The sequence below is a fragment of the Pseudomonas sp. MDT2-39-1 genome (assembly GCF_054898085.1).
The window spans coordinates 4,464,665-4,491,592 of sequence record NZ_CM142716.1 but is presented as its reverse complement, the minus strand read 5'-3'; the positions used below and the strand labels follow the sequence as shown (position 1 = coordinate 4,491,592).

28 protein-coding genes are annotated in these 26,928 nt (G+C 59.8%); 11 read left to right on the top strand and 17 right to left on the bottom strand.

Features of this window, described 5'->3' with window-relative positions:
• Positions 1–13: 13 nt before the first annotated feature.
• From thrC to ffh, 9 genes are all read right to left on the bottom strand, one after another.
• On the bottom strand, positions 14–1,423 hold the full coding sequence (gene thrC / locus ACYZTM_RS20945) for a threonine synthase (protein WP_461984432.1): 1,410 nt from the start codon (positions 1,421–1,423) through the stop codon (positions 14–16).
• Positions 1,424–1,489: 66 nt separating this feature from the next.
• Complete coding sequence (locus ACYZTM_RS20940) at positions 1,490–2,794, bottom strand: homoserine dehydrogenase (protein ID WP_131062581.1); 1,305 nt, start codon at positions 2,792–2,794, stop codon at positions 1,490–1,492.
• Between the two features lie 134 nt (positions 2,795–2,928).
• Positions 2,929–3,660 (bottom strand): bifunctional protein-disulfide isomerase/oxidoreductase DsbC, encoded by a 732-nt coding sequence (dsbC, locus tag ACYZTM_RS20935; RefSeq protein WP_131062580.1) that lies wholly within the window; start codon positions 3,658–3,660, stop codon positions 2,929–2,931.
• Positions 3,661–3,951: 291 nt separating this feature from the next.
• A complete protein-coding gene (gene xerD / locus ACYZTM_RS20930; protein ID WP_131062579.1) occupies positions 3,952–4,848 on the bottom strand; it encodes a site-specific tyrosine recombinase XerD in 897 nt (298 codons plus the stop codon).
• 274 nt (positions 4,849–5,122) lie between these two features.
• Positions 5,123–5,473 carry a 50S ribosomal protein L19 gene (gene rplS, locus ACYZTM_RS20925; protein ID WP_003175895.1) on the bottom strand — a complete coding sequence of 117 codons (351 nt, stop codon included), beginning with the start codon at positions 5,471–5,473 and terminating at the stop codon, positions 5,123–5,125.
• A gap of 45 nt (positions 5,474–5,518) precedes the next feature.
• Positions 5,519–6,292: a tRNA (guanosine(37)-N1)-methyltransferase TrmD gene (trmD, locus tag ACYZTM_RS20920; protein ID WP_154503229.1), complete on the bottom strand. Its 774-nt coding sequence runs from the start codon at positions 6,290–6,292 to the stop codon at positions 5,519–5,521.
• Positions 6,274–6,810 (bottom strand): ribosome maturation factor RimM, encoded by a 537-nt coding sequence (gene rimM / locus ACYZTM_RS20915; protein ID WP_007897576.1) that lies wholly within the window; start codon positions 6,808–6,810, stop codon positions 6,274–6,276. The genes trmD and rimM overlap by 19 nt, the downstream gene beginning before the upstream one ends.
• A 5-nt stretch (positions 6,811–6,815) precedes the next feature.
• A complete protein-coding gene (rpsP, locus tag ACYZTM_RS20910) occupies positions 6,816–7,067 on the bottom strand; it encodes a 30S ribosomal protein S16 (RefSeq protein ID WP_007944872.1) in 252 nt (83 codons plus the stop codon).
• Between the two features lie 249 nt (positions 7,068–7,316).
• Positions 7,317–8,693: a signal recognition particle protein gene (gene ffh, locus ACYZTM_RS20905; RefSeq protein WP_131062578.1), complete on the bottom strand. Its 1,377-nt coding sequence runs from the start codon at positions 8,691–8,693 to the stop codon at positions 7,317–7,319.
• A gap of 210 nt (positions 8,694–8,903) precedes the next feature.
• Here ffh and ACYZTM_RS20900 point away from each other — a divergent pair, with 210 nt between their 5' ends.
• From ACYZTM_RS20900 to ACYZTM_RS20890, 3 genes are all read left to right on the top strand, one after another.
• Positions 8,904–9,716: a cytochrome C assembly family protein gene (locus ACYZTM_RS20900; RefSeq protein ID WP_131062577.1), complete on the top strand. Its 813-nt coding sequence runs from the start codon at positions 8,904–8,906 to the stop codon at positions 9,714–9,716.
• A gap of 12 nt (positions 9,717–9,728) precedes the next feature.
• Positions 9,729–10,964 (top strand): transporter associated domain-containing protein, encoded by a 1,236-nt coding sequence (locus ACYZTM_RS20895; protein WP_461984428.1) that lies wholly within the window; start codon positions 9,729–9,731, stop codon positions 10,962–10,964.
• Positions 10,965–11,415: 451 nt separating this feature from the next.
• Positions 11,416–12,729, top strand: a complete 1,314-nt coding sequence (locus ACYZTM_RS20890) for an MFS transporter (protein WP_461984427.1) — start codon at positions 11,416–11,418, stop codon at positions 12,727–12,729.
• An 87-nt stretch (positions 12,730–12,816) separates the two neighbouring features.
• Here the strand turns inward: ACYZTM_RS20890 and purT are convergent, their stop codons facing one another.
• From purT to ACYZTM_RS20865, 5 genes are all read right to left on the bottom strand, one after another.
• Positions 12,817–13,998 carry a formate-dependent phosphoribosylglycinamide formyltransferase gene (purT, locus tag ACYZTM_RS20885; protein WP_461984425.1) on the bottom strand — a complete coding sequence of 394 codons (1,182 nt, stop codon included), beginning with the start codon at positions 13,996–13,998 and terminating at the stop codon, positions 12,817–12,819.
• Positions 13,999–14,097: 99 nt separating this feature from the next.
• On the bottom strand, positions 14,098–14,565 hold the full coding sequence (locus ACYZTM_RS20880) for a preQ0 transporter (protein WP_461984423.1): 468 nt from the start codon (positions 14,563–14,565) through the stop codon (positions 14,098–14,100).
• 183 nt (positions 14,566–14,748) lie between these two features.
• Entirely contained in the window at positions 14,749–14,964 is a 216-nt protein-coding gene (locus ACYZTM_RS20875; protein WP_131062572.1) for a DUF1289 domain-containing protein, read from the bottom strand.
• The gene (locus ACYZTM_RS20870) at positions 14,961–15,485 is read right to left on the bottom strand and encodes a gamma carbonic anhydrase family protein (RefSeq protein WP_007944857.1); all 525 of its coding nucleotides are present in this window, start codon (positions 15,483–15,485) and stop codon (positions 14,961–14,963) included. Before ACYZTM_RS20870 ends, ACYZTM_RS20875 begins: the two co-directional genes overlap by 4 nt.
• Before the next feature lie 57 nt (positions 15,486–15,542).
• Complete coding sequence (locus ACYZTM_RS20865) at positions 15,543–16,142, bottom strand: CoA pyrophosphatase (protein ID WP_131062571.1); 600 nt, start codon at positions 16,140–16,142, stop codon at positions 15,543–15,545.
• A 146-nt stretch (positions 16,143–16,288) separates the two neighbouring features.
• Between ACYZTM_RS20865 and ACYZTM_RS20860 the strand changes: the two genes are divergently transcribed.
• The 7 genes from ACYZTM_RS20860 (at position 16,289) to nagE (ending at position 25,225) form a co-directional block, all read left to right on the top strand.
• Positions 16,289–16,840, top strand: a complete 552-nt coding sequence (locus ACYZTM_RS20860; protein WP_131062570.1) for an NUDIX hydrolase — start codon at positions 16,289–16,291, stop codon at positions 16,838–16,840.
• 68 nt (positions 16,841–16,908) lie between these two features.
• Positions 16,909–17,412 (top strand): L,D-transpeptidase family protein, encoded by a 504-nt coding sequence (locus ACYZTM_RS20855; protein WP_131062569.1) that lies wholly within the window; start codon positions 16,909–16,911, stop codon positions 17,410–17,412.
• Positions 17,413–17,931: 519 nt separating this feature from the next.
• A complete protein-coding gene (locus ACYZTM_RS20850) occupies positions 17,932–18,663 on the top strand; it encodes a GntR family transcriptional regulator (protein WP_010463034.1) in 732 nt (243 codons plus the stop codon).
• A 31-nt stretch (positions 18,664–18,694) separates the two neighbouring features.
• On the top strand, positions 18,695–19,801 hold the full coding sequence (gene nagA, locus ACYZTM_RS20845) for an N-acetylglucosamine-6-phosphate deacetylase (protein WP_461984419.1): 1,107 nt from the start codon (positions 18,695–18,697) through the stop codon (positions 19,799–19,801).
• On the top strand, positions 19,782–20,804 hold the full coding sequence (locus ACYZTM_RS20840) for an SIS domain-containing protein (protein WP_461984417.1): 1,023 nt from the start codon (positions 19,782–19,784) through the stop codon (positions 20,802–20,804). The genes nagA and ACYZTM_RS20840 overlap by 20 nt, the downstream gene beginning before the upstream one ends.
• Positions 20,805–20,960: 156 nt before the next feature.
• Positions 20,961–23,477: a phosphoenolpyruvate--protein phosphotransferase gene (gene ptsP / locus ACYZTM_RS20835; protein ID WP_461984415.1), complete on the top strand. Its 2,517-nt coding sequence runs from the start codon at positions 20,961–20,963 to the stop codon at positions 23,475–23,477.
• Between the two features lie 32 nt (positions 23,478–23,509).
• Entirely contained in the window at positions 23,510–25,225 is a 1,716-nt protein-coding gene (nagE, locus tag ACYZTM_RS20830) for an N-acetylglucosamine-specific PTS transporter subunit IIBC (protein ID WP_131062565.1), read from the top strand.
• 142 nt (positions 25,226–25,367) lie between these two features.
• Here the strand turns inward: nagE and ACYZTM_RS20825 are convergent, their stop codons facing one another.
• Entirely contained in the window at positions 25,368–25,634 is a 267-nt protein-coding gene (locus tag ACYZTM_RS20825) for a hypothetical protein (RefSeq protein ID WP_461984412.1), read from the bottom strand.
• A 108-nt stretch (positions 25,635–25,742) separates the two neighbouring features.
• Here ACYZTM_RS20825 and ACYZTM_RS20820 point away from each other — a divergent pair, with 108 nt between their 5' ends.
• Complete coding sequence (locus ACYZTM_RS20820; protein WP_461989286.1) at positions 25,743–25,868, top strand: hypothetical protein; 126 nt, start codon at positions 25,743–25,745, stop codon at positions 25,866–25,868.
• A 191-nt stretch (positions 25,869–26,059) separates the two neighbouring features.
• Here ACYZTM_RS20820 and ACYZTM_RS20815 read toward each other — a convergent pair whose 3' ends face one another.
• Entirely contained in the window at positions 26,060–26,365 is a 306-nt protein-coding gene (locus ACYZTM_RS20815) for a hypothetical protein (protein ID WP_461984410.1), read from the bottom strand.
• 248 nt (positions 26,366–26,613) lie between these two features.
• The gene (locus tag ACYZTM_RS20810) at positions 26,614–26,925 is read right to left on the bottom strand and encodes an NGG1p interacting factor NIF3 (RefSeq protein ID WP_461984408.1); all 312 of its coding nucleotides are present in this window, start codon (positions 26,923–26,925) and stop codon (positions 26,614–26,616) included.
• Between the last annotated feature and the right edge of the window lie 3 nt (positions 26,926–26,928).

The window sequence follows — 26,928 nt, the reverse complement described above, 5'->3', positions numbered from 1 at the left end:
CAGCTTTTACCGCTTACAGAGGCTTGCCGCGGTTGCCATGCTGACTGACAAAGGCCTGCACGGCTTTCAAATCATTCGGCAACACGGTGCAACGCTCATCTCGCTCAAACAAATCAGAAAGATGTGCAGGTAGTTCGAGCGCTTTTCCTACGCCGGCTTTCTCCACTGCATCCGGGAATTTGACCGGATGGGCGGTGCCGAGAATCACCATTGGAATATCCAGGCTACGACGGCATTCGCGCGCAGCCTTCACACCGATGGCGGTGTGCGGATCCAGCAGCTCGCCGGTTTGCTCGTAGACTTCGGCGATGGTTTCGCAGGTTTGAGCGTCATCCACGGCCAGGGAATCGAACAACTTGCGGGCTTCGGTCCAGCGTTCCTCTTCGACGCTGAAACCGCCACCCTGCTTGAAGGTGTCCATCAAACCGGCAATCGCGGCGCCGTTGCGACCGTGCAGGTCGAACAGCAGGCGTTCGAAGTTCGACGAGACCATGATGTCCATCGACGGCGACAGCGTGGCGTGCAGGGTTTCCTTGACGTACTGATTGCCGCTCATGAAGCGGTGCAGGATGTCGTTGCGGTTGGTGGCGACGATCAACTGGTTGATCGGCAGACCCATGTTGCGTGCCAGGTAACCGGCGAAGATGTCGCCGAAGTTGCCGGTCGGCACCGAGAACGACACCGAACGCGCCGGGCCGCCCAACTGCAGGGCTGCGTGGAAGTAGTAAACGATCTGGGCCATGATCCGCGCCCAGTTGATCGAATTCACCGCCACCAGACGCGTGCCTTTGAGGAAGCTTTGGTCGGCGAAGCTTGCCTTGACCATTTCCTGGCAGTCATCGAAGTTGCCATCGATGGCAATGTTGTGGATGTTCTCGCCAAAAATGGTGGTCATCTGCCGACGCTGCACTTCAGACACGCGGTTGTGCGGGTGCAGGATGAAGATGTCGACGTTTTCGCAATGCTTGCAGCCTTCGATGGCAGCCGAACCGGTATCACCGGAAGTGGCGCCGACAATCACCACGCGCTCGCCGCGTTTTTCCAGCACGTAGTCGAGCAAGCGACCGAGCAGTTGCAGGGCGAAATCCTTGAACGCCAGGGTCGGGCCGTGGAACAGTTCCAGCACCCATTCGTTGCCGTTCAGTTGACGCAGCGGCGCGACGGCGTTGTGCGAGAACACGCCGTAAGTCTCTTCAAGGATCTTTTTGAAATCGGCATCCGGGATGCTGCCGGTGACGAACGGGCGCATCACCCGGAAGGCCAGTTCGTGGTACGGCAGACCGGCCCAGGAAGCGATTTCTTCCTGGGTGAAACGTGGCAGGTTTTCCGGGACGTACAGACCGCCATCGGTGGCGAGACCGGCCAGCAGGACATCTTCGAAATTCAGGGCCGGTGCCTGGCCGCGGGTACTGATATAACGCATGACTGGCTCCAATAGACAGTGTTCGCAAACCCGGGCCCGCACGCGGGCCCGGTGAACGATAACGGCTTAGTTCAGGTGCTCGACGCGGATCCGTACGACCGGACCGACCACACCTGTCAGGGCTTCCAGAGCGGCGATCGCGTCGTTCATGTGCTGTTCCAGCACGCGGTGGGTCAGCAGGATCATCGGCACCAGACCGTCATGCTCTTCGACTTCTTTCTGCATGATCGATTCGATGTTGATGCCACGCTCCGACAGGATGCTCGCGACCTGGGCCAGTACGCCCGGATGGTCTTTGGCCTGAATACGCAGGTAGTAGGCGCTTTCGCAGGCTTCGATCGGCAGGATCGGGTGCGCCGACAGCGAATCCGGCTGGAAGGCCAGGTGCGGCACGCGATTTTCCGGATCGGACGTCATGGCGCGAACCACGTCCACCAGGTCGGCGATCACCGACGAAGCGGTTGGCTCCATGCCAGCACCCGCGCCGTAGAACAGGGTCGAACCGGCAGCGTCGCCGTTGACCATCACCGCGTTCATCACGCCGTTGACGTTGGCGATCAGGCGATCGGCCGGGATCAGCGTCGGGTGCACGCGCAGTTCGATACCGGCCGCGGTGCTGCGCGCTACGCCCAGGTGCTTGATGCGATAGCCCAGCGCTTCGGCGTAGTTCACGTCAGCGGTGGTCAGTTTGGTGATGCCTTCGGTGTAGGCCTTGTCGAATTGCAGCGGGATACCGAACGCGATGGAGGCCAGGATCGTCAGCTTGTGGGCTGCGTCGATGCCTTCAACGTCGAAGGTCGGATCGGCTTCGGCGTAACCCAGGGCTTGCGCCTCGGCGAGAACGTCTTCGAAGGTCCGGCCCTTTTCGCGCATTTCGGTGAGGATGAAGTTGCCGGTGCCGTTGATGATCCCGGCCACCCAGTTGATGCGGTTGGCGGACAAGCCTTCACGGATCGCCTTGATCACCGGAATACCACCGGCCACGGCGGCTTCGAACGCAACGATCACGCCCTTCTCGCGGGCCTTGGCGAAAATTTCGTTACCGTGAACGGCGATCAACGCCTTGTTCGCGGTTACCACATGTTTTCCGTTCTCGATCGCTTTGAGTACCAGCTCACGGGCAACGGTGTAGCCGCCCACCAGCTCTATGACGATGTCGATCTCAGGGTTCGTGGCCACTTCGAAGACATCGTTGGTAATCGCAATACCGGTCGTCTGGAACTGAGGCTTTGGCGTGCGCATGGCAATTTGTGCCACTTCGATTCCACGCCCGGCACGACGAGCAATTTCCTCGGCGTTGCGCTGAAGTACGTTGAAGGTACCGCCACCGACGGTCCCTAACCCACAGATGCCTACTTTGACCGGTTTCACTGTGAACTCCCCATAAAACGGCCGACTCAAGGCCGGCCGTGAAAACAACCGCATGCTCGCGGTTCTCTATTGATGGCCCGGTGAATGTTACCGCCGGACCATGATCGTCAATGGCTGACCGTGACGATGCAAATTTATTTCGCGTCCAGCGCCAGTTTGGCGACTTGTGGCGCAGGCTGGTAGCCCGGAATGACCTGGCCGTCCGCCAAAACGATGGCCGGTGTGCCGTTCACGCCGATCGACTGACCCAGGGCGAACTGTTTGGAAACCGGGTTATCGCACTTGGCGGCCTTGATTTCCTTGCCGTCGACCATTTTGTCCATGGCCGCTTTCTTGTCTTTCGAGCACCACACCGCTTGCAGCTGTTCGTCACCCGGCGAGCCCAGGCCCTGGCGCGGGAACGCGACGTAACGCACTTCAATGCCGCGCTTGTTCAACTCAGGCACTTCGGCGTGCAGTTTGTGGCAGTACGGGCAAGTGGTGTCGGTGAATACGGTGATGTGCGATTTGGTTTCGCCGATCGCCGGGTAGACCACGGTTTCCGCGACTGGAATGGCGTTGACCAGTTTGGACACGCCCAGGCGTTCGGTCTTCTCGGTCAGGTTGATCGGTTTGCCGTCCTTGAGCTGGAACATGTAGCCCTGAACCACGTATTGGCCATCGGCGCTGGCGTAGAGCACGCGGCTGCCTTGAAGTTTGACTTCGTACAGGCCGGGCAGAGGGCTGGCGGAGATGCTTTCTACCGGTACTTCGAGCTGGAGGTTTTCCAGGCTTTTACGAATCGCTTTGTCGGCCGCGTCATCGGCGACGGCAAAGGTGCTGACCAACGCAATGGCTGCGGCGGCGAAAATCTGGGTCAGACGCATGAGAACTCCTGAAGACGGACAAATGGGACGATCAGAACGCCCGTGCCGAAACACCGGGTCATAACCGCCCATCGTGCAAACCGGCAAAGCCTACCACATAAGGGCTGTGTGGCCGAATGCGGGTGACAAAGACACCGCACTGCTGACACCCATTATTGTGGCGAGGGGATTTATCCCCGCTGGACTGCGCTGCAGTCCCATTTTTTGGGGCTGCTACGCAACCCAACGGGGCGGTGCGGCGTTCCGATAAGTCCCCTCGCCACAGGTGAGCATTCCGCGTCAGGAATTGCGCTATCCGCGCGGGTGGTGTTTGGCGTGCAGGTCTTGCAGGCGTGCGCGGGCGACGTGGGTGTAGATCTGGGTAGTCGACAGATCGCTGTGACCCAGCAGCATTTGCACCACACGCAAGTCAGCGCCATGGTTGAGCAAGTGCGTGGCGAAGGCATGACGCAAGGTATGCGGCGACAGCGACTTGCCGATCCCGGCGACCTTGGCCTGGTGCTTGATGCGGTGCCAGAAGGTCTGACGGGTCATCTGCTCGCCGCGCTGACTGGGAAACATGACATCGCTGGGACGCCCGCCGAGCAGCTCTTGGCGGCCATCACGCATATAACGCTCGACCCAGACAATCGCCTCCTCGCCCATCGGCACCAGCCGCTCCTTGCTGCCCTTGCCCATCACCCTCAGCACACCCTGGCGCAGATTGACCTGCTCCAGCGTCAGGCTGATCAACTCCGTCACCCGTAAGCCGCACGCGTAAAGCACTTCGAGCATGGCGCGGTCACGCTGACCGATAGCCTCACTCAAGTCCGGTGCCTTCAGCAGCGCTTCCACGTCTGCTTCCGACAGAGATTTGGGCAACGGCCTACCCAGCTGGGGCATATCGACGCGCAAGGTCGGATCGACGGCGATCAGCTTTTCACGCAGCAGATAGCGATAAAACCCACGCACACCGGAGAGAAATCGCGCTGTGGAACGGGGTTTGTAGTTTTGCTCCAGGCGCCAGGCCAGGTGATCGAGGATCAACTCGCGGCCGGCGTTGATCAGTTCCAGGCCCGTGTCCTGCAGCCAGCCGTTGAACAAGGCCAGGTCACTGCGGTAGGCATCGCGGGTGTTGTCGGAGAGGCCTTTCTCCAGCCAGAGAGCGTCGAGGAATTGGTCTATCAGGGGATGATCGATGGCAGGCATAGAGGCTCAGGTCACTGGAAAACTGACGGCAAGTCTTTCATAGCCTGCTGAGGCTTTATAGAGCCTGATGTAAACGCGGTGTTGGTAGATCGATTCGCGGGCAAGCCTCGCTCCTACAGGATTGAAAAACGATTCAATCCTGTAGGAGCGAGGCTTGCCCGCGAACGCCGCAACTCGGTCCCGGACCAGGCACGCATACCCCGGCAGCACCGATAAATCGCAGGCAACAAAAAAGCAGCCCGTAGGCTGCTTTTTTCTGCATCGGAAGCTGGACTTAAGCCAGTTTTTCCTTGATGCGAGCTGCTTTACCGGACAGGTCACGCAGGTAGTACAGCTTGGCTTTACGTACGTCACCGCGACGTTTAACGGCCATGCTGTCGATTTGCGGGCTGTAGGTCTGGAAAGTACGCTCTACGCCAACACCGTTGGAGATTTTACGAACGGTGAAAGCACTGTTTACGCCGCGGTTACGCTTGGCGATAACAACACCTTCGAACGCTTGCAGACGCGAACGGTCGCCTTCCTTCACTTTCACCTGAACGACAATGGTGTCGCCCGGGGCAAAGGTAGGGATCTCTTTGGTCATCTGCTCTGCTTCGAGTGCAAGGATGATTTTGTTAGTCATGCTGTGCTCCTAAGGTAAATCAACGGACTTACCATCGATACGTTGTTAACTATCGTCCCGCTCGCGGATGTATTCCTCGAGCAGCTTCTTCTCTTCTCCAGAAAGCGAGCGGCTTTCCAGAAGATCGGCGCGTCGTTCAAAGGTCCTACCAAGGGACTGCTGTAAACGCCAACGCCGGATATGCGCGTGATTGCCACTTAGCAACACGTCGGGAACACGCTGATCCGCATACACCTCAGGTCGGGTGTAGTGCGGGCAATCCAGCAAACCATCCGTAAAGGAATCTTCCTCGGCGGAGTCCGCATGCCCTAAAGCTCCAGGCAGCAGTCGTGTAACCGCATCGATCAGGACCATCGCCGGCAGCTCGCCGCCAGACAGTACATAGTCGCCAATCGACCACTCTTCATCGACATGAGCCTCTATAAAACGCTCGTCAATGCCTTCATAGCGGCCGGCAATCAGGATCAATGCATCCAGATTCGCCAACTCGCGTACCGCCGACTGAGTCAGTTGACGGCCTTGGGGGGACAGGTAAATTACCTTCGCCGCCTCCCCGGCTGCTGCCTTGGCCTGAACCAGTGCATCTTCCAGGGGTTTGATCTTCATCACCATGCCCGGACCACCGCCAAATGGGCGATCGTCTACAGTGTGATGTCGATCCGTCGTGTAGTCTCGCGGATTCCAACAGGTGAGCTGCAACAGCCCCTGTTTCACCGCACGACTGGTGATGCCGTACTCGCTGATGGCGGAGAACATCTCGGGAAACAAACTGATCACTTCTACGCGCAAGTTAGCCACGCTTAGAAGTCCGCATCCCATTCCACCTTCATCTCGCCCGCGGCGAGGTCGACGGCCAACACGCATTGCTCCGTATAGGGCAACAGGCGTTCGCGATCATCCAGGCTGCCAGCGCAAGGCTTGACCACCATTACATCATTGGCGCCGGTTTCCAGAAGATGATCGATTTTCCCGAGCAATTGCCCGAGTTGATCAATAACCTTCAGACCTTCCAGCTGGTACCAGTAGTACTCGCCGTCGGTCAATTCAGGGAACAGGTTGCGCGGCACGCAGATCTCATAACCGGCCAGAAGACGAGCTTCTTCACGATCATCAAGACCCTTGAGCTTTGCGACCAGGAACTTGTCGTTCCCACGTCCGCTGACCAGCTCGACCTGTTTCACATTACCTTCGCGCTTGAGCGTCCAGGTTTTGTACTGCAACAGGTTTTCAGTCGGATCAGTAAAGGAATACACCTTCACTTCGCCGCGAACGCCATGAACAGAATAAATCTTGCCGATAACGATCAAATCATCAGCAACAGCAGGCGTCGCGCTCATATTGCTCAGGCCGCAGCCTTAGCAGCGTCCTTCAACAACTGAGCAACACGCTCAGAAGGTTGTGCACCAACGCTCAGCCAGTAGGCTACGCGCTCTTGGTTCACGGACAGACGGACTTCTTGACCACGAGCAACAGGGTTGAAGAAACCAACCTGTTCCTTGTGCGAACCGTCGCGCGGGTTGCGGCTGTCGGTTACGGTCAAGTGGTAAAACGGGCGCTTTTTGGAGCCGCCAAGGGCAAGACGGATTGTTAGCATGTGAACATCGTTCCTGTAGTCGGTGCTGCAAATCTAAAGGCACAGCGGGCATAGGTGCCCGAAAGGCCGCATATTCTAAGGAATATCCGGACTTTTGCAAATGTCTTTTTCCGGCGGCCTATCGGACGCCATCCAGATTTGCTATAGAGCCGTCGTTGAAAACGGCCAGTCAGCTCCCGCCAAGTGCGGGTTTGCTGGAGATCCCACTTCCGTGTGGGCTGCGCAAGAGCAAGCCCTTGCGCGAATTCTTTACATTTTCGGCATGCCGCCGCCGGGCAACATACCGCCCATGCCGCGCATCATTTTGGCCATTCCGCCTTTTGCGGAGAATTTCTTCATCATCTTCTGCATCTGCTTGTGCTGCTTGATCAAGCGACCGATGTCCTGCACCTGAGTGCCGGAACCCAACGAAATCCGACGTTTGCGCGAACCGCTGATCAGGTCAGGGTCGCGGCGCTCGGCCGGGGTCATGGAATTGATGATGGCTTCCATCTGCTTGAATTGTTTCTCTGCCGCGCCCTGGGCATTGCCCATCTGCGCCAGGTTCACGCCGCCGATGTTCGGCAGTTTGTCCATGAGGCCGCCGAGACCGCCCATGTTCTTCATCTGTTGCAGCTGATCGCGGAAGTCTTCGAGGTCGAAGCCCTTGCCCTTCTTCAGCTTCTTGGCCAGTTTGTCGGCCTTGTCCTTGTCGAGGGTCGCTTCGGCCTGTTCGATCAGGCTGAGCACGTCGCCCATGCCGAGGATGCGCGAAGCAATACGCTCGGGGTGGAACGGCTCGAGCGCTTCGCTCTTCTCGCCCATACCGATGAATTTGATCGGCTTGCCAGTGATGGCACGGACAGAAAGTGCGGCACCGCCACGAGCGTCACCGTCGACCTTGGTCAGGATCACACCGGTCAGCGGCAATGCGTCGCCGAAGGCCTTGGCCGTGTTGGCGGCGTCCTGGCCGGTCATGGCGTCGACCACGAACAAGGTTTCGACCGGGTTGATCGCGGCGTGCAGCGCCTTGATCTCGCCCATCATTTCTTCGTCGATGTGCAGACGACCGGCGGTATCGACGATGACCACATCAATAAACTTAAGCTTTGCTTCTTTTATAGCCGCTTGCGCGATGTCGACCGGCTTCTGGCTCAGGTCGGACGGGAAGAAGGTTACGCCGACTTCACCTGCGAGCATTTCCAGCTGCTTGATCGCCGCCGGACGGTAAACGTCCGCAGACACGACCATGACCGACTTCTTCTTGCGCTCTTTAAGGAAGCGCGCGAGTTTGCCGGCGGTGGTGGTTTTACCCGCACCCTGCAAACCGGCCATCAACACCACGGCAGGCGGAACGGCGCTCAGGTTCAAATCTTCGTTGGCGGCGCCCATCAGGCTTTCGAGTTCGGCCTGGACGATCTTCACGAAGGCCTGGCCCGGCGTCAGGCTGCGCGACACCTCGGTGCCGACGGCGCGCTCCTTGACCGAATTGACGAAGTCTTTCACCACCGGCAAGGCGACGTCGGCTTCGAGCAACGCCATGCGCACTTCGCGCAGGGTGTCTTTGATGTTGTCCTCGGTCAGCTTGGCCTTGCCGGTGACATGGCGCAGCGTTTGCGAGAGACGGTCGGTTAAGTTTTCAAACATTGCGCGATCCTTTCAGGCCCTGTGTAGACCGGGATAATGGCGGCCCAGACCGGAATAAACATGTGCTCGGCGAGCCTGCGGCGTGGGCAGGTCGCGGATTATAGCGAAGACTGCGTCTGGCGGACACCTCATCGTCAGGTTGCATGGTCTTTCGTGCTGCGGGGGTTCTATGCCAAACTCAGCGCCTTTCGGGCTTGCCTAACAGGATTTATGCTCCCCTTGTCACCCAGTTTGCTGACTACCCTCGCCGCCGCCTGCTTATATGCCGCTGCGACCCTCTATCAAGGCACTCGTCTGGCCACCGGAGCCAAGGCGAACAAACGCCTGCTGGTCACGCTCGGCGTACTTGCCGTGCTGGCTCACAGCGCCAGCTTGTTTACCCACCTGCTGACACCGATCGGCCTCGGCCTGGACTTTTTCAGTGCCGCCAGCCTGATTGCCGCGGCGGTCATCGCCCTGACCCTGCTGGCCTGTTCGCGGATCCCGGTGGAAAACCTGCTTATATTGCTGTTCCCGCTCGGTGCCGCCACGGTGCTGCTGGCGCAGTTCGCCCCCGCCGGCACGGTGCAGATCATCGACGAAGAGCCGGGCATTCTCGCCCACATCCTGCTGTCGATCCTCGCTTACGGCATGTTCACCATCGCGATGTTTCAGGCCTTGTTGCTGCTGGTCCAGGACCATCAGCTCAAGCACAAACACCCGTCGGGGTTGATCAAGAACTTCCCGCCGCTGCAAACCATGGAAAGCCTGTTGTTCGGCTTCCTCTGGGCCGGCTGGACCCTGCTGTCGCTGTCGCTGCTGTCCGGCTGGTTGTTCGTCGACAACCTGTTCGCCCAGCACCTGGTGCACAAAACTCTACTGGCTTGCCTGGCCTGGATCGTCTTCAGCGTGCTGCTTTGGGGCCGTAACCGCCTCGGCTGGCGCGGACACAAGGCTATTCGCTGGACCCTCGCCGGTTTCTGCCTGCTGATGCTGGCGTACTTCGGCAGCAAGCTGGTCCGTGAATACATCCTGCATATCTGACGGGCGGCATTAATGGACGACTTGCCCATAGGGCCGATGCTCGCGGTACTGGCTCTGCTGATTTTATGGTCGGGGCTGTTTACCGCCATCGAAACCGCGCAACAATATTTGTTGGCCCAGCGAACCGCATCGCGTTCCAGCGACAAACCGGTAGCGAAGCTGAGCTTCCCGCTCAATAGCCTGATCTTCTGCAATACCTTGTGCCGCGCACTGGCCGTGGTTATCAGCACCCTGCTGGCGATCTTTATCTGGGCAGAAAACGGTCCGTGGATTGCCTGCTTGGGTGCAGGCGCCGCGCTTCTGGTGTTTGCCGACTACCTGCCCCGCACCCTCGCCGTGCGCTATCCCGACGCGGTCCTGGCCCTGGGCAACACGTTGCTCGGCGCGCCACTGAAAATCATCTACCCGGCCGCCTGGCTGCTCAATGGCTTCACCCAGCTGCTGATGCGACCGTTTGCCCGCAAAGTCAAAGTGGTGCAACAGAGCGAAGACGAAAGCCCGAACGACCGGAATGACGATTACGATCAAGCCGTCTGCCGCCCACACCCGCTGGCGGGCATCCACGCGCTCGACAACATCACGGTCAACGACATTCTGGTGCCGCGCAGTGACGTCGACGGGATCAACCTCGACGACTCCCTCGCAGAGATCATCGAGCAACTGCGCAACAACAAGCGCACCCGCCTGCCGGTGTTCCACAGCGACATCAATCAGGTCGAAGCGGTGCTCAATACCCGGCAGATCCGCCACTTGCTGACCGATTCAAGCCTGACCCTCGAAGCGCTGCTGGCCGCCAGTCACGAACCGTACTTCGTGCCGGAAAGCACTCCGCTGCAACTGCAACTTCTGAATTTCCACAAGCAGCAGCGGCGCCTGGGCATGGTGGTCGACGAATACGGCGAAGTGCTCGGCATCGTGACCCTGGAAGACATTCTCGAAGAAATCGTCGGCGAATTCGAAAGCCAGCACAGCCTGGACAACCCGCATATCCATCCGCAGGCCGATGGGCGTCTGGTGATCGAGGGTGCGGCGTCGATTCGCGAATTGAACAAGAGCCTGGGTTGGCACCTGCCCAGCGATGGCCCGAAAACCCTTAACGGGTTGGTGACCGAGGCGCTGGAGACGATTCCGGACAGTGCGGTTTGCCTGAAGATCGGGCGTTATCGCCTGGAGATTCTGGAGACGGAAGACAATCGCGTCACGCGCGTGCTGATCTGGCATACCAGCTCGGTTCCAGCAGTCATCTAAACCTTGGCATATCCCTGTAGTGAGGGGATTTATCTGTGGTGTGGGGTTTATCTGTGGCGAGGGGATTTATCCCCGTTGCGTTGCGAAGCAGCGCCAAAATCTCTGCATTCAGGCAAACCTCTCGGGGCTGCTTCGCAGCCCAAGGGGATAAATCCCCTCGCCACAATTTGATTCCCAATCTTAGTCACTGGTCGCTGGTTGTCGTCGCCAACGATTGGCCACTTGTTTGATCGTTAGCCACCTTCCTATAATCAAATCCGCTTACCCAAGCCCCGCCGGACCACGTGCTTACCCCGCACGCAGCAGGTTCCGGCCAGTCCATCGGCAATATCCGCACTACACCGACGACTGTTCCTACCTTGAACAGCGGCCGCGCCTCACTCCCACATCCCTGGGTGTTCGACCATAATAATTCGCTCCACTGGGGCACATGACTGTCAGGGATAACCGCATGACGACCAGCACGACTTATATCGACGCGCCTACCCAACCGACGAACTCCGCCACCCGCGTAGCCACGGCGAGTTTTATCGGCACTGCCATCGAGTTTTACGACTTCTACGTCTATGCCACCGCCGCTGCGCTGGTGATCGGTCCGGTGTTCTTTCCGCAGACCTCCGGCACCGCCCAGATGCTGTCGGCGTTCCTCACCTTCGGCATCGCTTTCCTTGCAAGACCCTTGGGCTCGGCGCTGTTTGGCCACTTCGGTGACCGCATCGGGCGCAAATCGACACTGGTCGCTTCGCTGCTATTGATGGGTGTATGCACCACGCTGATCGGCGTATTGCCGGGTTACGACAGCATCGGGGCCTGGGCGCCGATCCTGCTCTGCGTGCTGCGTTTCGGCCAAGGCCTTGGGTTGGGCGGCGAATGGGGTGGTGCGGCACTGCTGGCGACGGAGAATGCGCCCAAGGGCAGGCCCGCCTGGTTCGGCATGTTCCCGCAGCTCGGCCCTTCGATTGGTTTTCTGGCAGCTAACGGCCTGTTTCTGACGTTGGCCATGACCCTGAATGACGAGCAATTCCGCTCGTGGGGCTGGCGGATTCCGTTCCTGCTCAGTGCCGCGCTGGTGATGGTGGGCCTCTACGTGCGACTTAAACTCCACGAAACTCCGGTGTTCGCCAACGCCATGGCCCGTCAGGAGCGAGTGAAGATCCCGCTGGTCGAGCTGTTCAGTCAGTACTGGGTGCCGATGCTGCTGGGTGCCGGGTCGATGGTGGTGTGTTACGCACTGTTCTACATCTCGACCGTATTTTCGTTGAGTTATGGCGTGGCGACACTCGGCTACAGCCGCGAAACCTTCCTCGGGCTGCTGTGCTTCGCCGTATTGTTCATGGCGGCGGCAACACCGTTGTCGGCCTGGGCCAGCGACCGTTACGGGCGCAAACCGGTGCTGATCATCGGTGGCGTGCTGGCGATTTTGTCCGGATTCCTGATGGAACCGCTGCTGACCCAAGGCTCGACCTGGGGCGTGGCGCTGTTCCTGTGCATCGAGCTGTTTCTGATGGGCGTGACGTTTGCGCCGATGGGCGCGCTGCTGCCGGAGCTGTTCCCAACTCACGTGCGTTATACCGGTGCGTCGGCGGCCTACAATCTGGGCGGCATTGTCGGGGCCTCGGCAGCGCCGTTCTTCGCACAGAAGCTGGTGGCGATGGGTGGTTTGAGTTATGTCGGCGGGTATGTGTCGGGGGCGGCGGTGCTGAGTTTGATTGCGGTGCTGTGCCTGAAGGAGACGCGGCATAACGATCTGAATCGGGTGGCCTGACAGAAAAAGCTTCGCGGGCAAGCCTCGCTCCTACAGGGACCGCGTGATCCTGTGGGAGCGGGCTAACTCGCGAATGGCGCGCCTCGATTACAGCTCGACTACGACAGCTTGGGATGCGCGGGTCGCCTTGGCACGAGCCGCTTCAATCGACTCATCCCGCGCCAACGCCACGCCCATCCGACGCTGGCCATTCACCTCTGGCTTACCGAACAGGCGCAACGCCGTGTCCGGCTCGCTCAACGCAGCCCCCAGATTGGCGAAAGCGGTCTGGGTCGACTGCCCTTCCACCAGAATGACCGCCGAAGCCGAAGGCCCGAACTGACGGATCAACGGAATCGGCAGGCCCAGAATCGCGCGTGCGTGCAGCGCGAACTGCGACAGGTCCTGGGAAATCAGGGTCACCAGACCGGTGTCATGCGGGCGCGGCGAGACCTCACTGAACCATACCTGATCACCTTTGATGAACAGCTCGACACCAAACAGACCACGGCCACCCAAGGCTTCGGTAACAGCTTTGGCAACGCGCTCGGATTCCGCCAGGGCGATCCGGCTCATGGCTTGTGGCTGCCAGGATTCCTGATAGTCGCCCTTCTCCTGACGGTGACCGACTGGCGCGCAGAAGGTCGTGCCGCCCACGTGGCGTACGGTCAGCAAAGTGATTTCGTAGTCGAAGTCGATGAAACCTTCGACGATCACGCGACCTTTACCGGCGCGACCGCCTTCTTGAGCGTAATCCCACGCGCTTTTCACATCATCGGCGCTGCGCAGCAGGCTCTGGCCTTTGCCTGACGAACTCATCACTGGCTTGACCACGCACGGGAAGCCCAGGTCCTGGACGGCCTTGCTGTAGTCCTCGAAGGTGTCGGCGAAGTGGTACGGCGAGGTCGGCAGGTCCAGCTCTTCAGCGGCCAGGCGACGGATGCCTTCGCGGTTCATGGTCAGCTGCGCAGCGCGCGCGGTCGGGATCACGGTGAAGCCTTCGGCTTCCAGTTCGACCAGGGTCGCGGTGGCGATGGCTTCGATTTCCGGCACGATGAAGTGCGGCTTCTCGGCTTCGATCACGGCGCGCAGGGCAGCGCCGTCGAGCATGTTGATCACGTGGCTGCGATGCGCAACTTGCATGGCCGGCGCGTTGGCGTACCGGTCGACGGCAATCACTTCAACGCCCAGGCGTTGCAGCTCGATCACCACTTCCTTGCCCAACTCGCCACAGCCACACAGCAATACGCGGGTCGCGGTTGGCGACAATGGAGTTCCGATACGGGTCATCTCAGGTCCTCAAGAAGCGGATCATCGAGGGTCGCGGTGCCTGGCACGCTTCCCATGGGGAGAAAGCGCGGCATTTTACATGAACCGAAGGGTTTGGCTTCAGCTGGCGATGGCCTGTTTGCGCAAGCGCCAGGCCATGATCAGCCACACGACCGTCACGCCAGCGAACTTCGAACCCATGGCGGTGAGGATCACGGCCGGGGTGAAGGCGTCGATCATGCCGAAGAAGATGAAGGTATCGAGGGGAATGCTCAGGGCCGAACTTATCCACAGGCGATCGTGCAGCGGGCGCTTGGTAATACTGAACACCAGCCAATCGATGCATTCGGACACCGCGAAGGCTGTGGCGCTGGCCATAGCGATGGACGGATCGGAAGTGACATAGGACAGGACCAGCGCCACGAGCATCGCCGCGATGGCGCCATGGCCAAAACGCGTTTGCACCATGTCACGCAAGACAAACACCAAGCCGCCCCAGGCGGACCAGATGATGTCCAGGTGCGGGGCTGTGGAGAAGGCGTAGTTGATCAGTACGACGCTGCTGATGTAGGCGATCAGGAAAAACATGGGGGTGTGGAAGGCCTGAGAATTCAAGGCGCACAGGGTACTTCAGGTAGTGGGGTCCGGCCAATGGAGGTGTTAGCGTCAGTGGGGACGCCTTCGCGGGCAAGCCTCGCTCCTACAGTTTGAACGCATCATGCAAATCGCCCCAGACCTGTAGGAGCGAGGCTTGCCCGCGAAGGCCGCACCTCAGGAGTCGGATTTGGAAGGCAACATCCAGAGCAAACCACTGGATTTGGCCCGTTCATGACACAACCCCAACACCTTGCGGCGCTCTTCGTTGTCCATCCGGCTCCAGCGCGTGATCTCTTCCACCGTACGCTGACACCCGGTGCAAACATCATCCTCGTCCAGCGCACAGATATTTACACAGGGCGATCGCACCGGGCGTTCGGGCGTGTTCATTCTTCCTGCTCAACCAGGTCACGGGCGTAACGCTGGGAGTTATGCACATAGTGGGCGGCGCTGGCTTCGAGCATTTTCTTCTGCTGTTCAGTCAACTCGCGCACCACTTTACCGGGCGAGCCCATGACCAGTGAGCCGTCGGGAATCTCCTTGCCCTCACCGATCAGCGAGTTGGCGCCGATGATGCAGTTCTTGCCGATTTTCGCACCGTTGAGAATCACGGCATTAATGCCGATCAGGCTGTAATCGCCCACGGTGCAGCCATGAAGCATGGCGTTGTGGCCGATGGTCACGCCGGTGCCGATGGTCAGCGGGTAGCCCATGTCGGTGTGCATCACCGTGCCGTCCTGGACGTTGCTGTTCTTGCCAATCAGGATCAGTTCGTTGTCGCCACGCAACACGGCGTTGAACCAGACGTTGGCGCCCTCTTCCAACTTGACCTTGCCCACCAGCACGGCATTGGGTGCGACCCAGCTCTGCGGATGGGTTTCGACGCGGGCGTCGCCCAAGCGATATTTCATCTTCTTTTTGTCCTCAAGGCTCAGGCAGCCGCGTTTCACGCCATACGAACGATGGCTTCAAATATTGATAAAGCTTTTGGGTGGGTGGTGCAGGCTGATGTCGGCGTCATAGAGCAGGTTGATCAACTCGACGATCATGATCGCCGTCAGGCCCCAGATCTTGTACTCGCCATAACGATAACTCGGCACGTACCAACTACGGCCCTGATAATCGATGCGATGGGTATGTTCCCGAGGATCCTCGCGGAAGAACTCCAGCGGTACGCTGAAGACTGCGGCGATCTCGGCGTCGTTGGCCCGGTACTCAACAAAGTCCGGAATCACACCGACATAGGGGGTGACCTTGATGCCGTGCAGGGAGATCAGCGGGCTCAGCGGGCCGATCACTTCGACCAGCCCCGGCGGCAAGCCGATTTCTTCTTCGGCTTCGCGTAGCGCGGTAAAAATCAGGTCCGGGTCTTCGGGGTCACGCCGCCCACCGGGGAAGGCGACTTCACCGCCATGGGTCGAGAGCCCACTGGCGCGCAGGGTCAGAACCAGCTCCGGTTCGTCACTGCGGGTGATGGGCACCAGTACCGCGGCCTCGGGGAAACGTCGATCGGTTTCCAGGGTACGCGGCGTGTGGCTGCTTACCCGGTGAAGTAGCTCGTCCAGCATGAGTCTTCTCGATTTATTCTCTACTTTGCATCATGCACCAATCACACCGGCCGCCCAACCCCATAACCACTGCATGTCGCTAAACGACAACTTGCCGACAGACACCGTCGCACGCCAAGATAGGCGCAGCATTCAGGAACCCAAGCATGAAATTTTGCAGCCAGTGCGGCAACCCGGTCACCCAGCGCATTCCCGAAGGCGATTCGCGCCTGCGTTTTGTCTGTGACAGCTGTCAGGCGATTCACTATCAGAACCCCAATATCGTCGCCGGTTGCGTGGCGACCTGGGGCTCTAAAGTGCTGCTGTGCCGACGCGCCATCGAGCCTCGGCGCGGTTACTGGACCCTGCCCGCCGGCTTCATGGAAAACGGTGAAACCATCGAACAGGCGGCTATACGCGAGACGGCCGAGGAAGCCTGCGCACGGGTGCGCAACCTGAGCATCTATACGTTGATCGACGTACCGCACATCAGTCAGGTGCATGTGTTCTTTCGCGCGGAGCTGGTGGACCTGGATTTTTCCGCCGGCCCCGAGAGCCTGGAAGTGCAGCTTTTCGACGAAGCCGACATCCCGTGGTCCGAGTTGGCTTTCCGCACGGTGGGCCGTACCTTAGAATACTTCTTCGCTGACCGGCGGACCGAGGTCTACCCCGTGCGGTCCGAATCGATCCCGCCGCTTGCTCAGCCTGCCATCACATAAAGCTCCTGGCTTCAAAATCACCTATAACTAACTAAATAGTCGCGACACCTTTCAGGGATATCGTTTCAATGCGCTGGTTGCTTGCCGTGTTTTGCTTGTCGTTCGTCGCCATGTCACAGGCTTCCGTTGCGGAAACCCTGAACGGCAAAGTCATCGAAAAAGTTCTGGTGCTCAAATCCGCCCACCAATTGCAATTGATCAATGACGGCAAGCCGCTCAAGACCTATCGCATTTCCCTGGGCAAACGGCCGAAGGGTCCAAAGCTGATGGAAGGCGACAAGCGCACGCCTGAAGGTTTCTATTGGCTGGACTGGCGCAAGGTCAGCGATAAATTCAACCTGGCGATGCACATCTCCTACCCGAACGTCAGCGACTCTGCCCGCGCGCGGCGCGAAGGCGTCCCGCCTGGCAGCATGATCATGATCCACGGCACACCGGACACCGAAGAGACCCCGGAAGACCTGTTCCACACCCTGGACTGGACCGACGGCTGCATTGCCATGCGCAACATGGACATGCGTGAGGTTTGGGGCCTGGTGCCGGATGGCACGATGATCGAAATCCGCCCGTAACCTAAAAACTTCCAGCCTGCTGAAGAGCTTTTGTGGTGAGGGGATTTATCCCCGTTGCGCTGCGAAGCAGTGCTAATACCTGCAATTGCATTATGTCTGACTCACCGCGTCGGCTGGTTTCACGACTGCTTCGCAGCCGAACGGGGATAAATCCCCTCGCCACAATGAACCGCGCCAGCCGCGCCTTCTCCTTTTGAACCACCCCATCCGTAACTTCTCCTTTTGAGCACTACCTTCGGTCGCTCCTCGAAAAATAAATTCAAAAGATCGCAGCCCGCGTTGACGCCTACCGGGAAGATACCAATCCCCCCGACCGGCGTTACCGCACGCGGCGATCTTTGCGCTCAAAATCCCCACCTCTAATACCACTTAAAACCAAACCCCATTCACTACGCTCTACAGGGCAGGCTTTCTCGTGCCAAGTGCAAAGTGGTGGCATTGACATGGTATTCAAGTGGTATTAATTTTCACCCACCACCGAGCGACAACAATCCTATATCCGCATCGGACCAAACCTACATGAACGACCTCCAGGCCCTACGCCCTGACGACACCCAGCCCACGCCGTTGTACCTGCAACTGGCGCGCAATCTGGAAGCGGCGATTCATGCCGGCCAGTGGAAAGCCGAGCAGGCGATGCCCTCGGAGCGCAACCTCAGCGAGCTGCTGGGCATCTCACGCGTCACGGCACGCAAGGCGCTGGAAGTCTTGTTCGAGCAAGGCCTGATCCGCCGCAACCAGGGTTCCGGCACATTCATCACGCCGCGCCTCGAACAACCGCTGTCGCGCCTCTCGGGTTTCAGCGAAATGTTGCGCCTCAAGGGCTTCGTCCCCGGCTCGCAATGGCTGGAACGTGAGATCACGCCGCCGACCCACGAAGAACTGATCCGCCTCGGCCTCTCGCCCAACGACAAGGTCGCGCGGCTCAAGCGCCTGCGCAAAGCCGACGACACGGTGATGGCGATCGAGATGAGCACCCTGCCCGCCTCGATCATTCCCAAGCCGCAGGCGGTGGGCGATTCCCTCTATGAATACCTCGACGGCATCGGCAAGCCGATCGTCCGCGCGCTGCAGCACATCCAGGCGATCAACGCCTCGGACGAATTCGCCGCCCTCGTCGGCATCGCCCCCGGCACCGCCATGCTGCTGATGACCCGGGTCGGCTACCTGGAAGACAACACACCGATCGAAGTCACCGACACCTACTGCCGCAACGACTACTACGATTTTGTCGCAGAGCTGCGTAGATAAAGAGCTTCGCTGCTAAAACCGAGAACCGATCATGTCCGAAGACAACATCCTCACCGCCCACGGCTGGGTTCGCGGCCGGCTGATTCACCAACACGGCAAGGTCGTGTCCATCGAAGGCGTGCCGTGCGATCCGGCCGACAACGACTTGCCCTATCTGCTGCCCGGCTTCATCGACCTGCACGTTCACGGCGGCGGCGGCAAAGACATCATGGAAGGCGCGCCTGCCTTCGAAACCATCACCAAGACCCACGTGCGTTTTGGCACCACGTCATTGCTGGCGACCACCATGACCGCGCCGCCGGCAGAGATTTCCAGCGTGCTCAAAGCCGTCGGCGAGTTCTGCGAGCAGCGGCCAACAGGCAGCGCCCGAGTACTCGGCGTGCACCTCGAAGGCCCGTACATCAACCCTGGAAAACTGGGCGCTCAGCCGAATTTCGCCCACACCGCGTTGATGGCCGAAGTCGAGGAATACCTGGCGCTGGCACCGATCCTGGTGATCACCATCGCCCCGGAAATCGCCGGCCACGATGCCTTGATCCGCACGCTCAGCGCTCGCGGCATCCGCATGCAAATCGGCCACACCCTTGGCAGTTACGAGGAAGGCGTCGCCGCGCTGGCGGCCGGTGCCAGCAGTTTCACTCACCTCTACAACGCCATGAGCCCGCTGCATCATCGCGAACCGGGCATCGTCGGTGCGGCGCTGGCCCACGCCAAATATGCCGAATTGATTCCGGATTTGCTGCACGTGCATCCCGGCGCCATGCGGGTGGCCCTGCGCGCTATCCCGTGCCTGTATTGCGTCACCGATTCCACTGCCGCCGCCGGGATGCCCGACGGTGAATACAAGCTCGGCAGCCACACCGTGACCAAGTGCCTGGGCGGCGTGCGTTTGCCCGACGGCACCCTGGCCGGCAGCACCCTGACCATGGATCAGGCACTGCGCAATCTGGTGAAGATCGGTTTGCCGATCGCCGAGGCTTCGCAACGTCTTTCGCAATTCCCTGCCGATTACCTCGGCCTTCAAGAACGCGGCCGCCTACAACCTGGCAGCTGGGCCGACTGCGTGCGGCTGGATCGCTCACTCACACTCACCGCCGTCATGGTCGAAGGAGAAGACATTGACTTCAAAAATGCTTGAAGAGGCACTGTCCTCGTTCGAGGCCGTGCAAGCCCAACTGCAGCAACTCGACCCGCAGATGATCGAGATCGCCGGGCGCCTGCGCCGTCAGCCGCCGCAAGTGGCGATGACCGTCGCTCGCGGCAGCTCCGACCATGCCGCCAGTTACTTCGCCTACCTGACCATGCAGCAACTGGGGATCCCGGTGGCGTCATTGCCGATGTCGGTGGTGACCATGCAGCAAGCGCCGTTGAAGGTCAGCGGCCAAGTGGCGTTTGCGTTCTCGCAGTCGGGGCAAAGTCCGGACCTGGTGAACAGCCTGCGTCTGTTGCGCAAACGCGGCGCCTTGAGCATTTCCATGGTCAACGCCGAAAGTTCGCCGCTGGAAGCGGCGTGCGAATTCAGCCTGCCGCTGTGCGCAGGCACTGAAAGCAGCGTCGCGGCGACCAAGAGTTTTATCGCTACCCTCAGCGCCAGCGCCCGTCTGATCGCCCATTGGAAAGAAGACGTGGAATTGCTGGAAGCCGGCAGCGCCCTGCCGCAAGGTCTGCGCGAAGCGGCAAAACAGGATTGGAGCCTGGCCATCGACGCCCTGCGCGATTGCCAACGTTTGATGGTGATCGGTCGTGGCGCCGGTTTTGCCATCGCTCAGGAAGCGGCCCTCAAGTTCAAGGAAACCTCGGCGATTCAGGCCGAAGCCTTCAGCAGCGCCGAAGTGCGTCACGGCCCGATGGCGTTGATCGATGAAAATTACCCTCTGCTGATCTTCGCACCACGCGGTGCCGAGCAGGCCGGTCTGCTGAGCCTTGCAGCAGACATGCGCCAGCGTGGCGCTCGCGTTCTGCTGGCAGCGCCGGATGACGTTGCCGAACGCGAGCTCACCCTGACCCGCGCCGAGCACCCCGTCCTTGATCCGATTCTGGCGATCCAGAGTTTCTATGTCATGGCCGCCGGTTTGGCCGTGGCCCGTGGCATGGACCCGGATCAGCCGCGGCACCTCAGCAAAGTCACACGCACGCACTAGTCGAATGGCAACCCGATCCCTCATGTAGGAGCGAGGCTTGCCCGCGAAGAAGTCACCGCGGTCTATCTGAATGACCGCGTTATCGTTCTTCGCGGGCAAGCCTCGCTCCTACAGAGACCGCGTTGATCCGAACTGTATTTTTAATGAGACCGAGCCATGCATAACAACAATAAAGAGCTGACCCTCAGCGCCCCGCTCAGCGGCCCGGTGCTCACGCTCGCCAAAGTCCCGGACCCGGTGTTCGCCAGCGGTGCCATGGGTGACGGGATCGCCATCGACCCACTGAACGACACCCTGCACGCGCCGTGTGCGGGCGTGGTGGTGCACGTCGCCCGCAGCGGTCACGCCGTCACCTTGCGTGCCGATAACGGTGCCGAATTGCTCCTGCACCTGGGCCTCGACACCGTCGAGTTGCAGGGCGAAGGCTTCTCGATGCTGGTCAAAGAAGGCGCGCGCGTCAGCAACGGCCAGCCGCTGTTGCGCTACGACCTGGACAAGGTCGCGCAGCAGTGCAAAAGCCTGGTCAGCCTGATGATCCTGACCAACAGCCAAGACTTTCAGGCGCGGCCCATTACGCTGAAATCGGTGAAAGTCGGCGACCCGCTGCTGCACATCATTCGCCGGCTGGCGCCGGGCGCGCAGGCAGACATAGACCTTTCAGGCGAAGAGCTTTTCGGCCATGTCTGCATCGCCCATCGTGGCGGTCTGCACGCTCGCCCGGCCGCGCTGATTCGTCAGACCGCGCAAGGGTTCAAAAGCAAATCGCAGCTGCATTTCGCCGGCAAATCGGCGACTTGCGACAGCTTGATCGGGCTGATGAGCCTGGCCGTCGGCGAGCAGGACGAGGTTCAGGTCAGCTGCCAGGGCCCGGATGCCGAAGCGGCGTTGCAAGCGTTGCTGATCGCCTTGTCCACCGCACTGGCCGAAGACAGCCACGCCGCCGCGCCTGCGCCGATCACCCGACGCAATCGGACGGCCGAAGCCGGCGTGCTGCACGGTGTTTGCGCAGCGCCCGGTCTGGTCGGTGGACCGTTGTTTCGCTTGAACGCCATCAGCCTGCCGTTGGATGCCGGCAGCCACGATTCCGAGCAACAATTGCGCGCCCTCGAAACTGCGCTAAGCGCCGTACGCTGCGAAATCGACCACACGCTGGCCCAGGCCAGAAAACACAAAAACACAGACGAAGAAGCGATCTTCACCGCGCACCTCGCCTTGCTCGAAGACCCGGCGCTGCTGGACGCGGCCAACGTCTCTATCGTTCAAGGCATGGCCGCGACGCACGCCTGGAGTCAATCGATCGACGCGCAATGCGACGTCCTCCAGCAACTCGGCAGCGCACTGCTGGCCGAACGCGCCAACGATTTGCGCGACCTCAAACAGCGGGTGCTGCGCGCCTTGCTCGGCGAGGCCTGGCATTACGACGTGCCGGCTGGCGCCATCGTCGCCGCCCATGAACTGACGCCGTCGGACTTGCTGCAACTGAGCCAGCAAGGGGTCGCCGGGTTGTGCATGGCCGAGGGCGGCGCGACTTCCCACGTCGCGATTCTGGCTCGCGGCAAAGGTCTGCCGTGCATGGTTGCGCTGGGTTCTGCGCTGCTGGACCAGGCGCAAGGCCAGTCTGTGGTGCTGGATGCCGACGGTGGTCGTCTCGAATTGGCACCGACGGCTGAACGCCTGGCCGACGTGCATCAGGCACAACTTGATCATCAGCAACGCCGTGCGCTTCAACTGTCTCAGGCTCACACCCCGGCACTGACACTCGATGGCGTGCACATCGAAGTCGCCGCCAATGTCGCGTCCAGTGCAGAAGCAGCCGACGCACTGGCCAATGGCGCCGATGGCGTCGGCCTGCTGCGCACCGAGTTTTTGTTCGTGGACCGCAACACCGCGCCGGACGAACAGGAGCAAAGCCTTGCTTATCAAGCCGTGCTCGACGCCATGGGCGACAAGTCGGTGATCATCCGCACCATCGACGTCGGCGGCGACAAGCAACTCGATTACCTGCCGTTGCCGGTCGAGGCCAATCCGGTGCTCGGTTTGCGCGGTATTCGCCTGGCACAGGTGCGGCCGGAATTGCTCGACCAGCAACTGCGCGCGCTGTTGCACGTCAGCCCGCTGTCGCGCTGCCGGATGCTGTTGCCGATGGTGACCGAGGTCGATGAGTTGCTGCACATCCGCCAGCGCCTTGAGGCGTTGTGCACTGAACTCGGTGTCAGTGAACGCCCGGAGCTGGGGGTGATGATCGAAGTCCCGGCAGCCGCGTTGCTGGCCGAGCAACTGGCCGAACATGCGGACTTCCTCTCCATCGGCACCAACGACTTGTCCCAGTACACCCTGGCCATGGACCGCGACCACGCCGGCCTCGCCTCGCGGGTCGACGCGATGCACCCGGCGCTGCTGCGGCTGATCGCTCAGACCTGCGCCGGTGCGGCGGTGCATAACCGTTGGGTCGGCGTCTGCGGCGCTCTCGCCTCCGACCCACTGGCCACGCCGGTACTGATCGGCCTGGGCGTCAGCGAACTGTCGGTCAGCCCGGTACAAATCGGTGAAATCAAAGATCGCGTGCGACACCTCGACGCTGCCGAATGCCGACGCATCAGCCACGATCTGCTCAAGTTGAGCAGCGCCAGTGCGGTGCGTCACGCCTGTCACCAGCAATGGCCTCTGAGCTGAACAACAACTAAAAGAATCCAGGGAGATCCGCCATGTACCAATATTTCATCGAGGGACTGCAGCGCTTAGGCCGCGCGCTGATGCTGCCGATCGCAATCCTGCCGATTGCGGGGTTGCTGCTGCGACTGGGCGACACCGATCTGCTGAACATCGCGATCATCCATGACGCCGGCCAAGTGATCTTCGCCAACCTGGCAATGATCTTCGCCATCGGCATCGCGGTCGGTTTCGCCAAGGACAACAACGGCACCGCCGGCCTCGCCGGGGTCATTGGTTACCTGGTGATGATTTCCACGCTCAAGGTGCTCGATGCGAGCATCAACATGGGCATGCTCGCCGGGATCGTCAGCGGCTTGATGGCCGGCGCGCTGTACAACCGTTTCAAGGACATCAAGCTGCCGGAGTACCTGGCGTTCTTCGGCGGGAGGCGCTTCGTGCCGATCGTCACCGGGTTCGCCGCCGTCGGCCTGGGCGTGATCTTCGGTTTGATCTGGCCGCCGATCCAGCACGGCATCAACGGCTTCGGCACATTGATGATGGAGAGCGGCAGCATCGGCGCCTTCGTCTTCGGCGTGTTCAACCGCCTGCTGATCGTCACCGGATTGCACCACATCCTCAACAACATGGCGTGGTTCGTCTTCGGCAACTTCACCGACCCGACCACGGGCGCCATGGTCACCGGCGACCTGTCGCGCTACTTCGCCGGCGACCCGAAGGGCGGCCAGTTCATGACTGGCATGTTCCCGGTGATGATCTTCGGCCTGCCCGCCGCCTGCCTGGCGATGTACCGCAACGCCCTGCCGGAACGCCGCAAAGTCATGGGCGGGATCTTCCTGTCCATGGCGCTGACCTCATTCCTGACCGGCGTCACCGAGCCCATCGAATTTGCGTTCATGTTCCTCGCGCCGTTTCTGTTTTTGCTCCATGCGCTGCTGACGGGCCTGTCGATGGCGATCACCAATGCGCTGAACATCCACCTTGGTTTCACCTTCTCCGGCGGCTTCATCGACATGGTGCTTGGCTGGGGCGAATCCACCAACGGCTGGCGGGTGGTGCCGGTGGGGTTGGCGTACGCGGTGATCTATTACGTGGTGTTTGATTTCTGCATTCGCCGCTTCAACCTCAAGACGCCGGGGCGTGAAGAGGTGCCGACGGGCGACAAGGTTGTGGTCGCCGAGAATGAGCGTGCCGGGGCCTACATCAAGGCACTGGGTGGTGCGCAGAATTTGATCACCGTCGGGGCGTGCACCACACGCTTGCGCCTAGACATGGTGGATCGCAACAAGGCAAACGACGCAGAGTTGAAAGCCCTGGGTGCGATGGCGGTCGTGCGTCCGGGCAAGGGCGGGAGTTTGCAGGTGGTGGTCGGGCCGATGGCGGACAGTATTGCTGATGAGATTCGATTGGCGATGCCGGCGTTGGGACGTGCGCTGGTCTCCTCCCCTCCTGCTGTTATCGATGCACCGAAACCTGCCGCTGTGGCGAATTCAGAAGCGCAGCAATGGCTGAAGGCTTTGGGCGGCGGGGACAATGTATTGCAGATGGATTGCGTGGCCATGACCCGGATTCGCCTGCAATTGGCGGATGGCAAGGCGTTGTCGGAGGTTGATTTGAAGGCGCTGGGTTGTCAGGGGGTCAGCCAGCTTGAGGGTGGTGTTTGGCACTTGCTGATTGGTGACAAGGCGCCGAGTTTGAGTGGGGCGTTGGAAGCGTTGGTTAATCGTAGTGAGGTGAGTGCCAAGGTTTAATACATGAGTTCGTCCTCGCTATTGATTCAACTCTGTCTGGCTGTAGATCAACAAAATGAACGATAAAACACCGCTGGGCAGTCAGACTCAGCGGTGTTTTTGTTTGTTGAGAAAGTAGAGCGGTTTCCAACCTTACCGATCACTAGACAACGGTGAAAGAGAATTTTTTTTCCCAGTTCTGGTGCTGGAACTTGATCACACTAGTATGCGACCCTTTTTCGAATGGAAAACCCAGCGCGGTGGGTGATGAGCTGCTACTCCCCCGCTCTATGCCATTTATCTCCACGACAACCCTATTATCGGGCTCCGAAACATAATGAAACCAAACGAATCCTGGTTTGATTGTGCTGCCTTCAATAATCTCTTGCCCCAGGTGATCACGCACCTCAACTGAATTTTCGACGCTCATAGTAATAGTCCTCTAAAGCTGAGTTATAGAAACCCATCAAACCGTGTCTCTCCATTTACGACAACTGTCAGAACTAACAGGTACGCACTATCATCCGACGGATGGTAAATGCCTGAAACGCAAAAACTGCTGAGCATCAAAGGTCGGCAGCTGTTGATTGGTGACAAGGCACCGAGTTTGTGCGGGGCACTTGAGGCGTTGGTCAATCGTAGTGAGGTGAGTGCCAAGGTTTAGATTTTCTGGCGCCTGGCAGTCCGCCATCGCGAGCAGGCTCACTCCCACATTGGATCTAGGTGCACCGAACCATTGTGGGAGTGAGCCTGCTCGCGATGGGGCCTTGGCAGGCACCGAAGATTCCAGCACCTATAAAAAGCCGCTGACCGACACCGACCCAGCGGTTTTTTTCTGATAGAGGAAAACTGGATTCAGCGTTTCTCCTGTGGTGCCTCCACTTTAAATTTCCAGGCAGGAGACGTTCCCTCAACAGTTTCTGCCGTAATTGCATGCTCTCCCACATTCAGGTCGACCAACCTGAAAAACCATTCGCCATTTGCGTCTATGGTGGCTGCCCCTAGCGAGTCGCCATTGTTGAACAACTGAACGATCAGAGGATGCTTTGCGGTACCGAAAATGTCCACCATGGTGTCTTCAGTGGTACCTCCGTCGGGAATATCCCCTTTGGATCCTTCAATCCTGGTGATGACCGGTGCCACTGTTTTTGTTGAAGTCATGGATGAAGCTCCTTTTGAATGAGTCGAATTGGAGGCTCATCAAGCCTCATCCATTGAGGCGTGGCTACTGTAAGAACTAACAGGCTCAGGTGCTTTCCCGACCTGCGGCAGCATCGGGAACTTGAGCAATCTGTGACTGCGGGCTTGCCCGCGACTGGGCTCAGGCAGGCACTGGAGATTCCAACGCCCCAAAAAAAACCCGCTGACCGGTAAAGGTCAGCGGGTTTTTCCTTTCAGCGGCAATCAGATCAAAAATCTTCCAACCGCCACACTTCATAAGCTGGCGTCTCGTAGGGATGGCTGAGTTTCAGCGCAGCCACCGCAGCCACGATCAACTCATCCACCACCACCAGCTCAACCTTCCATTCCTCAACCTGCTCGACCTGCCCCGCTTCGCCAATAAACGGCTGACTACCGTCCAGTGGACGAAACTGGCCCAAACCTAACGCCTGCCACGCGCAGTGATCATAAGCCCCGATCCGCCCGCCACCGGCAGCGAACACAGCACTCTTGACCAGCTCGACATGACTGGCCGGAACGAAAAAACCGAGCTTATACACAGC

Bases quoted from the DNA above. Each gene is read 5' to 3' on its own strand.
- thrC (WP_461984432.1), bottom strand. From the start codon at position 1,423: ATGCGTTATATCAGTACCCGCGGCCAGGCACCGGCCCTGAATTTCGAA.
- dsbC (WP_131062580.1), bottom strand. From the start codon at position 3,660: ATGCGTCTGACCCAGATTTTCGCCGCCGCAGCCATTGCGTTGGTCAGC.
- xerD (WP_131062579.1), bottom strand. From the start codon at position 4,848: ATGCCTGCCATCGATCATCCCCTGATAGACCAATTCCTCGACGCTCTC.
- rplS (WP_003175895.1), bottom strand. From the start codon at position 5,473: ATGACTAACAAAATCATCCTTGCACTCGAAGCAGAGCAGATGACCAAA.
- trmD (WP_154503229.1), bottom strand. From the start codon at position 6,292: ATGGGATGCGGACTTCTAAGCGTGGCTAACTTGCGCGTAGAAGTGATC.
- rimM (WP_007897576.1), bottom strand. From the start codon at position 6,810: ATGAGCGCGACGCCTGCTGTTGCTGATGATTTGATCGTTATCGGCAAG.
- rpsP (WP_007944872.1), bottom strand. From the start codon at position 7,067: ATGCTAACAATCCGTCTTGCCCTTGGCGGCTCCAAAAAGCGCCCGTTT.
- ffh (WP_131062578.1), bottom strand. From the start codon at position 8,693: ATGTTTGAAAACTTAACCGACCGTCTCTCGCAAACGCTGCGCCATGTC.
- ACYZTM_RS20900 (WP_131062577.1), top strand. From the start codon at position 8,904: ATGCTCCCCTTGTCACCCAGTTTGCTGACTACCCTCGCCGCCGCCTGC.
- ACYZTM_RS20895 (WP_461984428.1), top strand. From the start codon at position 9,729: ATGGACGACTTGCCCATAGGGCCGATGCTCGCGGTACTGGCTCTGCTG.
- ACYZTM_RS20890 (WP_461984427.1), top strand. From the start codon at position 11,416: ATGACGACCAGCACGACTTATATCGACGCGCCTACCCAACCGACGAAC.
- purT (WP_461984425.1), bottom strand. From the start codon at position 13,998: ATGACCCGTATCGGAACTCCATTGTCGCCAACCGCGACCCGCGTATTG.
- ACYZTM_RS20880 (WP_461984423.1), bottom strand. From the start codon at position 14,565: ATGTTTTTCCTGATCGCCTACATCAGCAGCGTCGTACTGATCAACTAC.
- ACYZTM_RS20875 (WP_131062572.1), bottom strand. From the start codon at position 14,964: ATGAACACGCCCGAACGCCCGGTGCGATCGCCCTGTGTAAATATCTGT.
- ACYZTM_RS20870 (WP_007944857.1), bottom strand. From the start codon at position 15,485: ATGAAATATCGCTTGGGCGACGCCCGCGTCGAAACCCATCCGCAGAGC.
- ACYZTM_RS20865 (WP_131062571.1), bottom strand. From the start codon at position 16,142: ATGCTGGACGAGCTACTTCACCGGGTAAGCAGCCACACGCCGCGTACC.
- ACYZTM_RS20860 (WP_131062570.1), top strand. From the start codon at position 16,289: ATGAAATTTTGCAGCCAGTGCGGCAACCCGGTCACCCAGCGCATTCCC.
- ACYZTM_RS20855 (WP_131062569.1), top strand. From the start codon at position 16,909: ATGCGCTGGTTGCTTGCCGTGTTTTGCTTGTCGTTCGTCGCCATGTCA.
- ACYZTM_RS20850 (WP_010463034.1), top strand. From the start codon at position 17,932: ATGAACGACCTCCAGGCCCTACGCCCTGACGACACCCAGCCCACGCCG.
- nagA (WP_461984419.1), top strand. From the start codon at position 18,695: ATGTCCGAAGACAACATCCTCACCGCCCACGGCTGGGTTCGCGGCCGG.
- ptsP (WP_461984415.1), top strand. From the start codon at position 20,961: ATGCATAACAACAATAAAGAGCTGACCCTCAGCGCCCCGCTCAGCGGC.
- nagE (WP_131062565.1), top strand. From the start codon at position 23,510: ATGTACCAATATTTCATCGAGGGACTGCAGCGCTTAGGCCGCGCGCTG.
- ACYZTM_RS20825 (WP_461984412.1), bottom strand. From the start codon at position 25,634: ATGAGCGTCGAAAATTCAGTTGAGGTGCGTGATCACCTGGGGCAAGAG.
- ACYZTM_RS20820 (WP_461989286.1), top strand. From the start codon at position 25,743: ATGCCTGAAACGCAAAAACTGCTGAGCATCAAAGGTCGGCAGCTGTTG.
- ACYZTM_RS20815 (WP_461984410.1), bottom strand. From the start codon at position 26,365: ATGACTTCAACAAAAACAGTGGCACCGGTCATCACCAGGATTGAAGGA.